This window comes from Metapseudomonas boanensis (genome assembly GCF_042232855.1).
GTDB lineage: Bacteria > Pseudomonadota > Gammaproteobacteria > Pseudomonadales > Pseudomonadaceae > Metapseudomonas > Metapseudomonas boanensis.
Genome location: NZ_CP113889.1, coordinates 5181823 through 5195458 on the forward strand (window position 1 = coordinate 5181823; position 13636 = coordinate 5195458).

Genomic DNA, 13636 nt, shown 5'->3' on the forward strand with positions numbered 1-13636 from the left:
GCCCGGCTCAGCGAGCGCAGGCGTGTTTCAGTTCGATCAGGGTGACGCCCGGATGGGCGAAGCCGCCGCGCAGGTCGCCTTCCAGTTCGTCGAGGCTCTGCGGTTGCTTCACCACGCAGCCGAAGGCACGGGCGAGACCGATGAAGTCCGGGTTACGCGGCAGCACGCCCACCGGCTCGATGTCCAGGGTGAGCATGTCGTCGCGGATCTGGCCCAGGGCATCGTTGTTCCAGAGCAGCACCACCAGCGGGCTGTCCAGCTCTTCGGTGGCAGTAGCCAGCTCCTGGGCGGTGTAGAGGAAGCCGCCATCGCCCACCAGCACCAGTCCCGGCCGCTCTCGCGCGCCGAACTTGGCGCCGATGCCGGCCGGCAGGCCGTAACCCAGCGTGCCGTAACCGGTGGGGTGCAGCCAGCTGCGCGGCGTCCGACTGGCAAAGGCGTAGTTGCCGGTGTAGGCGAGTTGGGTCATGTCCGTGCTGATGAAGGCGTTGGCCGGCAGCACGGCAGCGATGCGGTCGAGAATCGCCTGGTGAATGGCCTGCAGCGGTGCGTGCTCCTGGCGAATGGTTTCACGCAGGCGAGCGACTGTACCGATGGCCGACGTGGCGTCGCGTGCCGCATCCGGCAACTGCGCCAACAAGGCCTCAAGCGTCAGCCGGGCATCGCCACGCAGGGCTATGGCGCAGGGGTAGAAATCATTGAACTTGCGCGGGTCGATATCGACGCGAATCAGGTCACCAGTGAGCGGCAGGCGCTCGCGCCAGAAGTCGGTGTCGGCCATTTCGGTGCCGACCGCCAGAACCAGGTCGGCTTCGGCAATCAATTGCCAACCTGGCACCACGCAGAGACTGGCGCCGGCGTTCAGCGGTGCTTCGGGTGGAAGCAGGCCTTTGCCGGCCACACTGGTGAACACCGGCGCGGCCAGCCGCTCGCTGAGCGCCTGGAGCGCCTCACCAGCCTGCAGCGCACCGCCGCCGGCAATGATCATCGGTCGCTTGGCCGCCGCCAATTTCGCAACGGCCTGCTGAATGGCCTCTACGGCAGGCACGCCATGTCCAGGACGGCGCACGACATCGTTGCTCCAGTCACGCGCCACGGGGGCGGCCAGCACGTCCAGCGGCACGGAAATGTGCACGGGACGCGGGCGCTCGCTGTCGAACACGGCAAAGGCACGGGCCACCAGTTCGGGCAGGTCCTCTGCAGTCAATGCCAACGCCGAGAAGGCCGTGATGGGCGCAGTCATGGCGCGCTGGTCCTGGGTCTCATGCAAGCAGCCCCAGCCCTTGCCGAGGCTGGCAGTGTGGTTGACGCTGGAAATCACCAGCATCGGGATTGAATCGGCATAGGCCTGGCCGATGGGCGTGGCCGCGTTGGTCACGCCCGGGCCGGTGATCAGGAAGCATACGCCCGGCTTGCCGCTGACTCGCGCATAGCCGTCAGCCATGAAGCCGGCGCCCTGCTCGTGGCGGGTGAGCACATGGCGGATACCGCTTCCCGGCAGGCCCCGGTACAGCTCCAGGGTGTGCACGCCGGGAATGCCGAACACGGTGTCCACGCCGTAGTTGGCCAGCAGGCGGACCAAGGCCTGGCCGCCGGTGAGGGTGTTCTGTTGTTGCATGAGGTGTCTCCTCGAACCAATTGCCAAGACTTGTAGGAGCGAGCTTGCTCGCGAACGGCCGTGCGCCGGACCTTCGCCAGCAAGCTGGCTCCTACAAGAGCGTCATTCCCCTAGGCGGATCAGCGCATCCACCGCGACGGCACCGTCGGCGCTCACCAGCAGCGGATTCACATCCAGCTCCAGCAACTGGTCGGCGTGCTCGCAGGCGTAGTCGGCCACCGCACGGATGGCATCGACCAGTGCGTCCAACTGCACCGCCGGGCGTCCCCGGAAGCCGGTCAGCAACGGCGCGCTGCGTAGACTCAGCAGGGCCTCGCGGATCGCCGCGTCGGTGGTGGGCAGCAGCAAGCTGCGACTGTCCTTGAGCAGCTCGACGAGGATGCCGCCAGCACCGATCACCAGCGCCAGGGCAAAGCCGTTCTCGCGCTTGATACCGACGATCAGCTCGGCCAGCGGCGCACTGGCCATGCGCTCCAGCAGCACCTGATCGAAGGCCACCTGCGGCGCATGCCTGGCGAGGCTTTCGCGCATGTCGAACAATGCCGCCTCCAGGGCCGCCTCGTTGCGCAGGTTGAGCGCCACGCCACCGGCTTCGGTCTTGTGCGGCAGCTCGGCGCTAACCGCCTTGAGTACCAGCGGGAAGCCGAGGTCGGCAGCTGCCTCACGGGCCTGGCCGGGCGTGCTCAGCACAGCCTTGGGCAGGGGCACGCCGAAGGGCTTCAGCGCCTGCTTGGACTGCCACTCATCCAGCAGCCGGCCCTGACCCTCCAGGGGCAACGGGCAGATCGGCACCAGCGCTGCGTCGCCGCGCACGAGCAGCGCATCGCGACGCTGGCGGTAGTGGGCGATGCGCGCCCAGGCGGCGAGGCCGTCTTCCACCCCCTGCAAGGCGGCGACGCCCTGGGCGTGCAGCAACTCGCGGGCGTGTGCCGGCAGCAGCTCTGGAAAGGCCGAGGCGATGAAGCCGACCTTGCCGTGGCGTTTCAGCGCTTCACAGTAGAGCTCCAGCAGAAGGTCGCATTGCGGACGTTCGCCGGTTTCCTCACCGGGATAGTCGAGCACCAGCAAGGCCCCGTCGGCCTCGCTGCGCAGCGTGCTGTCGAGCATTCGACGCAAGGCTTCACCGTCGCCCCAGATGGCGGTGGTGAAGTCCAGCGGGTTGGCGATGTTCGCGTAGTCCGGCAACACCTGGGCCAGCTCGTCGCGCTGGACGATGTCGAGCTTCGGCAGCGGCAGACCGTTACGCTCGGCGTAGTCGGCGATCAGCCCGGCGTCGCCACCGGAACAGGCCAGCGCGACCAGGCTCGGGCCAGGCGGCAGGTTGCCGCAGGCGGCGGCCTTGAGGGTTTCCACGAAACTCACCGGGCCGCTCACGCGGATCACCCCGAGGCGTTCGAACAGGCTGTCATAGAGGACATCGGAGCCGGCCAGCGAGCTGGTGTGGCTGAGCGCGAGCTCGGCGCCGATTTCCGAGACACCGGTCTTCAGGGCGATCACCGGCACGCCTTTCTGCAGCGCCTTGTAGGCTGCGCGAGCGAAACCGGGGACGTTCTTCAGACCTTCCAGGTGCAGGCCGATGGCCGTGACGCGTGGCTCATCCAGCAACACGTCCATCAGTTCGGCTACGCCCAGCTGGGCCTGGTTACCCACCGAAGCCATGTAAGCCACCGGCAGCGAGCGGTCGCTCATCGACAGGTTGTAGGCGAAGTTACCGCTCTGGGTGAGCACCGCCACGCCCTTCTCCACCCGCTTGCCGCCATGGGCTACCGGCCACAGGGCTGCGCCATGCAGGTAGTCGAGCACGCCGTAGCAATTGGGTCCGAGCAGCGCCATGTCTCCCGCCGCGGCGAGCAGCTGACGTTGCAGGGCCTGCCCCTCTTCGCCCGTCTCGGCAAAGCCGGAGGCGTAGCAGATGGCGCCACCGGCATCCTTGGCAGCAAGCTCGGCCACGACGCCGAGGGTCAGATCGCGGTTGGTGGCGATGAACACCGCGTCGGGCCCGCATGGCAGGTCGGCGACGCTGGCCACGCACGGCACTCCTTCAAGCTGGGCGTGCTGCGGGTTGACTAGCCACATCTGGCCGATGAAACCACCTTCGGCGCAGCGCTTGAGCGCACGCGCCATGCTGCGCCCGCCAATGAAGGCCAGGTGCCGAGGCGCCAGCAGGCGCTTGAGATTGTCACGTTGGGTCATGGTCAACCTCCGGTCAGCGCAGCAGCGGCCGCAGCAGTTCGCGGGAAATGATGTGGCGCTGGATTTCCGAGGTGCCTTCCCAGATGCGCTCGATGCGCGCGTTGCGCCAGATGCGCTCCACCGGCCCTTCATCCATCAGGCCCATGCCGCCAAATATCTGCACGGTCTCGTCCGCCACGCGGCCGAGCACTTCGCTGGCGAACAGCTTGGCCATGCCGGCTTCGCCGTCGGTCATGCTGCCCTGGTCCATCTTCCAGGCGGTGTGCAGGGTCATCAAGTCTGCGGCACGAATCTGCGTGGCCATGTCGGCGAGCTTGAAGGAGATGCCCTGGTAAGTGCCGATGGGCTGGCCAAACTGCTTGCGGTCGGCGGCCCATTGCAGGGAAAGGTCCAGCGCGCGCTGGGCCTGCCCGACACAGTTGGCGGCGACCATCACTCGTCCGGCGGTGAGCCACGCGTTGGCGACTTCCCAGCCCTTGTCGACCTCACCGAGCACCTTGGATTCCGGCACGCGGCAGTCGTCGAAGAAGATCTCGTAGGTGTGGTAGCCCCTGTTGCTGACGCACTTGGGCCCGCGGCGCACGGTCATCCCGGGGGTGCCCTTGTCGACCAGGAAGGCGGTGACCGCGTTGCGCTTCTTGCCATTGTGTTCATAGGTGTCGGTGACGGCGAAGACGATGGCAAAGTCGGCGTGGCCGGCGTGGCTGATGAAGTGCTTGCTGCCATTCAGCACGAAGTCGCCGCCCTCACGTACCGCACGGGTCTTGATCGAGTTGGCGTCGGAGCCCGCGCCCGGTTCGGTCAAGGCGAAGCAGTCGATTTTCTCGCCCTGGACGCTGGGCAGCAGGTACTGCTCGATCTGCTCGCCCTTGCAGGCCATGAGAATCTTCGAGGGTCGGGCGACGAACACGTGCAGCGCCCAGGACACCTTCGACAGCTCACGCTCTACCAGCGCCTGGGACAGGTAGTCGAGGCCACCGCCGCCCACTTCCTCCGGCATGTTAAAGGCGTAGAAGCCCGCCGCCAGGGCCTTGCCGCGAATCTCGGCCGCCAGCTCCGGGGAGACCGCATCGGCACGGTCCACGGCTTCTTCATGGGGCAGCAGCTCCTTGTCGACGAAGGCGCGTACCGCGTCGACCAGCATGTCCTGTTCCTGGGTGAGTTGGAAATTCATATCCGAGTCCTCTGGCTGGGAGCGGCGCTTCAGCGGCCGATGAAATGGGGGGTACGTTTTTCCGCGACCGCGCGCAGCGCCTCGGCGGCGTCTTCGCTGCGACCACAGAGCAGCCCGGCGGCCTGCTCGGCGACCAGTTGCTCGGCCAGGTTGCGGCTTGCGCCATCACGGATCAGCGCCTTGGTCTGGGCGAAGGCGAAGGTGGGGCCAGCGGCCAGGCGCATGGCCAGCTCGCCGGCAACCTGCAGCAAGGCGTCGTCGGCACAGACTTCACCGACCAGACCGACGCCCAAGGCGCGCTCAGCGCCCCACAGCTCGTCGAGGAACAACAGACGCTTGGCCTGTTCAGCGCCGATCAACCGTGGCAGGTGCCAGCTGGCGCCGGCGTCCGGCGCATACGCCATGCCGGTGTAGCCAGCCTTGAAGCGCGCTGACTGCGCGGCGATGCGGAAGTCGCAACACAGCGCCAGGTCCATCCCCGCGCCTACAGCAGTGCCATTGATGGCGGCGATGGTCGGCTTGGCCAGTCCGTGCAGCCGGGTCATCAGGGCGTGCGCGGCTTCGGTCCAGCCGTAGGTTTCCAGCTCGCCGCGGGCCTCGGCCTCGGCCCACTCGGCAAGGTCCGCCCCTGCGCAGAAGCTGCGACCAGTCCCCGTGAGTACCAGCACGCGCACGGCCGGGTCGGCTTCATGGGCATCGAGCAGCGCGTGCAGGGCCTCGAGGGTGGGGATGTCCAATGCATTGCGTTGCTGCGGACGGTTCAGGGTGATCCAGGCGATGCCGGCTTCAACCTGGCTGAGCAGGGAGGCTGGGGTAGTCATACGAGCCCTCGTCTTGTTGTGTTTGGTCATGAGGATGGGAAAGCTGGACGCCATACTAAACAAGTGTTCAGCAAGCCGACAATCCTCCCCGAATGGGGTATGTAACAACCAAAAAAATCTTCTAACTGATTGTTATAAAAAGACTTTTATTGAAGCGACAAAAAACGTGCGCAGGAGTTGTTACATCTTTGAACAACTCATCGCCTGCCTTTGATGGGCCAGGCGGAGGGTGGATGTGCACACGGCTGCAGGGGGGCGGGCGGCGGTCCGCTGAGCCTGCGATCCTCATCGACGGGAATCGCTTCGCTCGTCCCATCCCACGCAGCGCCAAGTCCCTTCCTGCTCCAGCGAACGGGCGCAAATTAAAAAGCGCGGCAGATTGCTCTGCCGCGCTTTTGTGGGACGCTTCCGGGATCAGGCGGCCGGAATCGGCGCAAGGCTGCGCTGGCGCTTGAACTGAGTGAAGTAGTAAGCCCCATAGCACAGGGAGATGAAACCGAAGCCCCAATACAGCGAGGGTCGCTGCGTCGGATCCATGGCCAGGAACACGAACAGCGAGACACACAGGAAGATGCAGGCTAGCGGAATCAGCGGGAACAGCGGCGCTGCGTACTTCAGGTCCTGCACGGTGCCGCCGGCCTTGTAGTGCGCCTTGCGGAAGCGGTACTGGGCCAGGGCGATGACGATCCAGGTCACGGTCCCAGCCAGGCCGCTGATGGCCGTCAGGATCATGTAGAGGGTCTCGGCGGCGATAAAGCTGGTCAGCAGTGACAGCAACGCAAAGCACAGGGTGATGGCCAGGGCATAGAGCGGCACCCCACGGGAGCTGAGCTTCGCCAGGCCGCGCGGCGCCATGCCGCTCTTGGACATGGCCCAGAGGATGCGGGTGGAGGCATAGAGGCCGGAGTTGCCCACCGAAAGGAGCGCGGTAAGGATGACGATGTTCATCAGGTCGGCGGCGAAGGGGATGCCGACCATGTCAAACACCTGGACGAAGGGGCTTTCCACCAGCCCGGCTTGCTGCCAGGGCACGATGGCCGACAGCACGAGAATGGCCAGCACGTAGAAAATCAGCACGCGGAACACCACGTTGCGCACGGCACGCGGGATGCTTTTCTCAGGATTTTCTGTTTCACCGGCGGCTACGCCCATGATCTCGCAGCCCTGGAAGGCGTAGACCACGGTCATCATCACCGCGAACACGGCGGAAATGCCGTTGGGGAACAGGCTGTCGCCCACCAGGTTGTTGAACATGGGAGCCGGTTCGCCACTGGCCAGCGGCAAACCACCGAAGATGGCGAGGATGCCAACCACGATGAAGCCGAGGATGGCGGCCACCTTGATCCCGGAGAACCAGTATTCGGCCTCGCCGAAGGCACGGGTGGTCAGGGCGTTGAGGGAGAACAGCACCGCCACGAACAGCGCCGACCAGTACCAGATGGGCACGTCGGGGAACCAGCGGCCCATCAGCATGCCGGCGGCGGTGAATTCCAGGCCCACCGTGGTGGCCCAGCTCATCCAGTAGACCCAGCCGATCATGAAGCCGGTGCCGGGGCCGATGTAACGCGTGGCGTGGGCCTGAAATGAGCCGGAGACCGGCATCTGTACCGAGAGCTCGCCCAGGCAGACCATCACCAGGTACATCAGCAGGCCAGCCACCAGATAGGCCAGCACGGCGCCGACCGGTCCGCCCTGGTTGATGATGACGCCGGATCCCATGAACAGGCCGGTGCCGATGACACCGCCCAGGGACAGCATGAAGATGTGCCGGCTTTTCAGCGAGCGGGTGAGCTGGACGCGATCATCAGTCATGGCGCACCTCCTGGGAGGCACAGCAGGCGAACAGGCACGAAAGGGAAGCTTTGCGGCGGGTCATTATTCTTGTCTCCAATAAGCCACGAAAACCGAGGTCGCGGGCGGCGAGGTCGTCGCCAAGCCCGCGGATACGGTTGAGGCCGATTATTGGAAGCCCTTGTAAGACGCCGTTGAACGTTGCGATCGAAGTTGTAAAAAGTCGTAAGGAAATTGTTCGATCTCAGGCGGAGGGGCGCAGTAGTTCGTCCAGCATGTCGCTGGAACGCTGCAGGATGCCCTCCAGTCGGGGTTGCAACACCGGCAGACTGGCCTGGTCTCCGCCCTGGGCCGCCGCTTCAAGCTCTCGCAGAACTGCTGCCAGGGCGCGGAAGCCGAGGGAATCGCTGCTGCCAGCCAGCCGGTGGGCCAGATGCTCGACCTCGGCGCAATCGCGGGCCTGCAATGCATCGAGCAGGCCGATGCGGTGATCGTCCAGCGTGCGCCGAAGCAGTTCCAGCAAACCCTGCAGCTTCTGTTCGCCAAGCAGGCCTCGGTGCGTCTGCAGCAGCTGGTTGTCCAGAAGTTCGTCGTCGCCTCCCGCAGGCTGCCCCTTTGCATCCCCGGCCAAGGCACGGCGCAGGTCCGCAAGCTTCAGGGGCTTGGCCAGAGCACCCTGCATGCCGGCGTCCAGGCAGCGGCGCACCAGGGTCGGCTGCAGACTGGCGGTGAAGGCGAGGATGCGGGTATCGCGATTGGCACCCCGGCCATCGCCGCGAATCAGCCGGCACAGCTCGATACCGCTCATGCCCGGCAGGTGCAGGTCGAGCAGGATCAGGTCGAATCGCTTCTGCCGGCACAGCGCCAGGGCCGGTTCGGCATCCTCGGCCAGGCTGGTGCGGTGGCCGTCGTGTTCCAGCAAGCCGGCCACCACTTCACGGTTGAGGGCGACATCTTCCACCACCAGCACGTCGAGAGCGTCTGCCAGGATCGGGGCGACCGGCTGCGGAGCCTGGCTGCTGACATCTTCCAGGGCGACCTCGAACCAGAAGCAGCTGCCCTCGCCTTCCACGCTTTCGACCCCAATGCGGCCGCCCATCAACTCCACCAGCCGCTTGCTGATGGCCAGCCCCAGGCCGGTGCCACCGTAACGCTGCGCCACCTCCTCGCTGGCCTGGGTGAAGCGCTCGAAGATCCGTGCCTGCACCTCCTGGGCGATGCCGATGCCATCGTCGCTGACACTGACGCGCAGACGCTGGGCCCCGGGCACTTCGTCCAGCAGCCGAACCTCCACAAGGATTTCCCCTTCCTCGGTGAACTTCACTGCGTTGGCCAACAGGTTGCTCAGCACCTGGCGCAGGAACTGCTCGGCGCCGCGACACTCGACGCGCACCCGCGGCTCGATGCGCGAGCGCAGGACGGTGCCGTTGGCGCTTGCCCTGGGTTCGAGCAGAGTGAGCACCTGTTCGAGCAGGGCTTTCAACGAGAAGTCCACGAGCTCGGGCCGGCTCTCACCTTCTTCGAGGCGAGCGAAGTAGAGCACTTCGTTGAGGATCGCCAGCAGCCCTTCGGCGGCTTTGTGCAGCGCTTCCAGGCGCTTGCCGTCGCGCTCGCCCAGAGCCGCGCCACGCAGCAGCTCGGCCATGCCGAGGATGCCGTTGAGCGGCGTGCGGATTTCGTGGCTCATCGTGGCGAGGAAGCGCGATTTGGCGAGGTTGGCCGCCTCAGCCTCTTCTTTGGCGCGCTGCAGGCTGGCGGTGCGCCGCTCGACCATGTTTTGCAGGGCGGTCCGGTCTTCCTCGCGACGCTGGATATCATCGAGGATTGCCCGGCGCATATCGTCCAGGGCCTGGGCCACCGTATCGATTTCGTCCACTCCCCTTCCCGGCCGTCGATTCAGACGCAACGCCTCGTGCCAATTACCCGTGGCGATGCCACGGGCAAAATCGGCCATCACTCGTAGATGGCGAGTGACCAGGCGGTGGAACAGCCAGGACAGCGCCACCGCCAGGCCGCAAAGAAACACGCCCATCCACGACAGGCTGGTCAGGCCGGTGGCATAGAGGCGTCGGTAAACCGCCCCCAGGTCAATGCTGATCTCCAGCTCACCGAGGTGGCGGGCTTTGCCGTCTGGCGGCAGGTAGGTGAGTTCGAAACGCTCGCGACGCAGCGGGCCGGCCAACTTGTCCGAACCCAGTTGCAGATCGAAGTCGGCGCTGCTCAAGCGCACCTGGGCGATATCCGGGAAATCCGCGAGGCCGCGCAACTGCATCTTCAGCTGTTCCTGGTTGAGGTCCCAAAGGCTGCGTTCGAAGCTTTCCAGGTAGCCGACCCGTATCAACTCCAGTCGCGCCTCGATGTCGCGCATTTCACGGCGGTATTCAAGGAGCAGCTGCACAGCGCTGGCCACCAGGGTAAAACACAGGCTGAACAGCAGGATGAACAGCAGCAGGCGGCGCAGCAGACCGCTAGGGAGCTTCACGCCGTTCATTCGCGCGGCTCCGGTTGAACGATCATGTCGCGGTAGGTGGCTTCACTTTCCCCGAGCCAGCGCTCGATCTCGCCGCTGTCGGTCAGGCGCTGCAGCTCCCGGTCGATCTCCGCCATCCGCGCTGCCAGGGGTGAGCGACGCGAGACGGCCAGGCGCAGATGGTCCACCGCCAGGGCCAGGGGCAAGGCGCGGATATCACCACCACCCTGCAAGTACTCGACATAGAGAAGACCAGTGCGACGTTCGTGGGCGATGAAATCGATGCGGCCACGGATCAGCTTGCCGAAATTCTGCTTGCTGTCCGAGACCCACTCGATATTGCCGGCTCGGGCCACCGCCTCGTCGAAAGCCTCGCCATAGCTCTCGCCGAACAGTAGCCCGCCGCGATAACGCGTCAGGTCTTGTATCCGCTCGACCTTGAGCGGATGCCGACGGTTGTAGAAGACCGTCACCTCCTCCCGCAGCACCGGCACCTGGGCAAACGCCAGGTACTGCTCGCGCTCTGGGGTCCGATAGGCCAGCACCGCATCGACCCGCCCTTCAGCAGCATCCAGCAGGCAGCGCTTCCAGTTGCCCAGTACAACCATTTCCGCGTCCAGCCCAAGGCTGGCGAACACTGCCTGCACCACGCGTGGGGCAATGCCACGCATATGCTTGCCGTCGCTCCAGGAGATTGGCGGGTACACCGGGTGGTCGCAGTAGCGCACCGGCTCGGCGGCGTTCGCCGTGCAGCCGAGCAGGAGGATGGCCAGCAACCAGAGGCGCGCCATGACTTCAGGCAACGGAGGCCGTGGCGGTGAACAGGTAGCCCGCGCCGTGGATGGTGATGATCAGCTGCGGCTCGGCAGGATCGTCACGCAGCTTGCGCCGCAGGCGCCCCACCAGCACGTCGATGGAGCGGTCATTGGGCAGCCACTCGCGATTGCGGATCTGGTCCATCAGCTGGTCGCGACTCAAGGTGTGCCCGGCGTTACGCAGGAAGACGCTGAGCAGCTGGAATTCGCCATGGGTGAGCAACGTCTCGCTGCCCTCATGGTCAATCAGGCGGCGGCGGTCGATGTCCAGCACCCAGTCGGCGAAGCGTTTGAGCTGGCCTCCTGCGGCCACGGCTGCTGGCGCAGGCTGCTGGAAATGACGCACCCGGCGCACCAGGTTCTTGGCGCGAGACACCAGTTCCCGGGGATTGAACGGTTTGATCACGTATTCATCGGCACCGCACTCGAGGCCGACGATGCGGTCGATGTCGTCATTGCGGCCGGTGATCAGAATGATCCCCACTTCCGAGCGCACGCGCAGTTCTCGGGTCAGGGTCAGGCCATCCTTGCCAGGCAGGCGGATGTCCAGCAAGACCAGGTCGACCGGGCTTTCCGCCAGGCACGCTTCGGCATCTTCTGCCGTGCTGGCGCAACGGACGTCATAACCTTCCTGGCCGAGATAGGAGTGGAGCAGTTCACGAATCAGCGGATCGTCGTCAACGATCAGCACACTGGGAGCCATCAATGTTGCCCTCCGCCTCCGAATAGGGGCGCTTTTATTGTTCTGGACGACGCAAGGAGCAGCAGGTTACCCACACTTGAACGACCGATCAACGACCTCCGACAGGACGCAGGAAACGCTGCATGCCGCCCGCCAGCAACCCATCCACCCATGCTTCGCAAATCTGCACGCCCTGCGCTGGTGTGAAGGTTTGCGGATTCAGCCCGGACTCCAGCCAGAGGCCGTCGAGCAAGGCGCTCAAGCTGATGGCCGCGAGGTCCGCATCGAAGCCCTGCCAACTCTGCTCGGCTGCCAGGTCGGTCAGCACGCTGGCCAGGATGGCGCGGTACTCGCCATAAGATTGGTCATGGGCCTGGTTGATCGCCTCGGCCGTCTTCACCGCGCCCCAGAATGCCAGCCAGGCATCCAGCAGTTGCGGGTCCAGCACCTCGGCGGAAAAGGACGCGCGAAAGAATGCCGATAGCCGCTCCCGGGCATTGGGTGCCGCCCGATCGATGGCCTCGCGCAGCTGCGCCATCACCCGACCGGTAACTGCCAGGTAAGCCTCGGCCACCAGTTCGTCCTTGCCCGAATAGTGGTGGTTGATCAGACCGACCGAAACCCCGGCCTCGGCACAGATCTTGCGGATCGAGGCGCCCTGGAAGCCATGCTGCTTCAGGCAGGCCAGGGTCGCGTCGATCAGGTGAGCCTTGCGCAGCTCTGGGTCCAGTCGGGAAAAACGTGCTTCCTGAGTCATGCCGACAGCTCCTGATGTGTTCCGGCGAATTTGAACGAATGTACAGCAACAATCCAGCCCCACCTACCCGTTCGGGGTATGGCCGCCAACCGCCTGGTACCGGAGAGTGGTTCCAGGCCCCGATAACTACAACACAGGTGGAACCGACATGCGCAAGACCCTGGTAGCAGCACTCGGCACGACACTGGCGTTGTTGCCCGCCTTGAGCCCGGCGGACGATGGCAAGACCCTGCGGCTGTACAACTGGTCGGACTATATCGGCGAAAACACCCTGGCCGACTTTGAAAAAGCCACCGGCATCAAAGTCACCTACGACACCTTCGATTCCTACGAGACCGTCCAGGGCAAGCTGCTGCCAGGGCGTTCTGGCTATGACCTGGTGGTGCTCAACGCCGCTCTGGTACCGCCGCTGCTCAAGGCTGGCGTATTCCAGCCGCTGGACAAGAGCCGCCTGCCCAGCTGGGGTAACCTGGACCCGCAGGTGCTGGCCAGCCTGGAAAGCTTCGATCCGGGCGTCACTTATTCAGCCCCCTACACCTGGGGCAGCAATGGCATCACCTACAACGTCGAGATGATCAAGGCGCGCATGCCCGACGCGCCGATCGGCTCGCTGGCGATGATCTTCGATCCCAAGGTGGTGTCACGCTTCGCCGACTGCGGCGTGACCCTGATCGACTCGCCCACCGACGTGCTGCCGCTGGCCCTCGCTTACCTGGGGCGCGACCCCAACAGCGTCGAACCGGCGGATTTGAAGGCCGCGCAGGACCTGCTGCTCGCCGTGCGCCCGTACATCCGCAAGTTCGACTCGATGAGTTACCTGAACGGCCTGGCCAATGGCGATCAGTGCATCGCCATGACCTGGTCAGGTGACTACGCCACCGCGCAGGCCAGGGCCGAGGAAGCCGGCGCCAAGGTCAAGCTGGATTACTTCATTCCCAAGGAAGGCTCGCTGATCTGGTTCGATGACTTCTATATCCCCAAGGACGCGCCAAACGTGGCTAACGCCCACACGTTCATCGAGTACCTGCTGCAACCCAAGGTGATCGCCGAAGTCACCAACTACATCCGCTACCCGAACAGCAACCAGGCCGCTACCGCACTGGTGGACGCCGAAGTCCGCAACGACCCGGCGATCTACCCGGACACCGCTACTCGCGCCCGACTGTTCGTCCAGAAGACGCATTCGCCCAAGAGCATGCGACTGATCACCCGCACCTGGAACACGGTGAAGACCGGCAAGTGAGTCGGCACCGTTCCCCCTCTCTCGTAAATGTCAGAGGGGACTCTCCACGCCGCATACGTACGACCCGAGGTA

The 13636-nt window shown here is 65.0% G+C and carries 10 protein-coding genes; 1 reads left to right on the top strand and 9 read right to left on the bottom strand.

Annotated elements, in window-relative coordinates:
• Positions 1–7 precede the first annotated feature (7 nt).
• The 9 genes from OXH74_RS24190 to OXH74_RS24230 all read right to left on the bottom strand — a co-directional run bounded on the left by OXH74_RS24190 (position 8) and on the right by OXH74_RS24230 (position 12321).
• On the bottom strand, positions 8–1618 hold the full coding sequence (locus tag OXH74_RS24190; protein ID WP_375739207.1) for a 5-guanidino-2-oxopentanoate decarboxylase: 1611 nt from the start codon (positions 1616–1618) through the stop codon (positions 8–10).
• Positions 1619–1720: 102 nt separating this feature from the next.
• On the bottom strand, positions 1721–3811 hold the full coding sequence (locus OXH74_RS24195; protein WP_375739208.1) for an acetate--CoA ligase family protein: 2091 nt from the start codon (positions 3809–3811) through the stop codon (positions 1721–1723).
• A gap of 13 nt (positions 3812–3824) precedes the next feature.
• The gene (locus OXH74_RS24200) at positions 3825–4985 is read right to left on the bottom strand and encodes an acyl-CoA dehydrogenase family protein (protein ID WP_375739209.1); all 1161 of its coding nucleotides are present in this window, start codon (positions 4983–4985) and stop codon (positions 3825–3827) included.
• Positions 4986–5014: 29 nt separating this feature from the next.
• The gene (locus tag OXH74_RS24205) at positions 5015–5806 is read right to left on the bottom strand and encodes an enoyl-CoA hydratase/isomerase family protein (protein ID WP_375739210.1); all 792 of its coding nucleotides are present in this window, start codon (positions 5804–5806) and stop codon (positions 5015–5017) included.
• Between the two features lie 414 nt (positions 5807–6220).
• Complete coding sequence (locus OXH74_RS24210; protein ID WP_375739211.1) at positions 6221–7618, bottom strand: amino acid permease; 1398 nt, start codon at positions 7616–7618, stop codon at positions 6221–6223.
• A 223-nt stretch (positions 7619–7841) separates the two neighbouring features.
• Positions 7842–10088 (bottom strand): ATP-binding protein, encoded by a 2247-nt coding sequence (locus tag OXH74_RS24215; RefSeq protein ID WP_375739212.1) that lies wholly within the window; start codon positions 10086–10088, stop codon positions 7842–7844.
• Entirely contained in the window at positions 10085–10858 is a 774-nt protein-coding gene (locus OXH74_RS24220; protein WP_375739213.1) for a substrate-binding periplasmic protein, read from the bottom strand. The genes OXH74_RS24215 and OXH74_RS24220 overlap by 4 nt, the downstream gene beginning before the upstream one ends.
• A 4-nt stretch (positions 10859–10862) precedes the next feature.
• Positions 10863–11585, bottom strand: coding sequence for a response regulator transcription factor (locus OXH74_RS24225; protein WP_215373417.1), 723 nt, complete (start codon positions 11583–11585; stop codon positions 10863–10865).
• Between the two features lie 88 nt (positions 11586–11673).
• Positions 11674–12321, bottom strand: coding sequence for a TetR family transcriptional regulator C-terminal domain-containing protein (locus OXH74_RS24230; RefSeq protein ID WP_375739214.1), 648 nt, complete (start codon positions 12319–12321; stop codon positions 11674–11676).
• Between the two features lie 148 nt (positions 12322–12469).
• On the opposite strand from OXH74_RS24230, the gene OXH74_RS24235 reads away from it, so the two are divergent.
• Entirely contained in the window at positions 12470–13564 is a 1095-nt protein-coding gene (locus tag OXH74_RS24235; protein WP_375739215.1) for a polyamine ABC transporter substrate-binding protein, read from the top strand.
• Positions 13565–13636 lie beyond the last annotated feature (72 nt).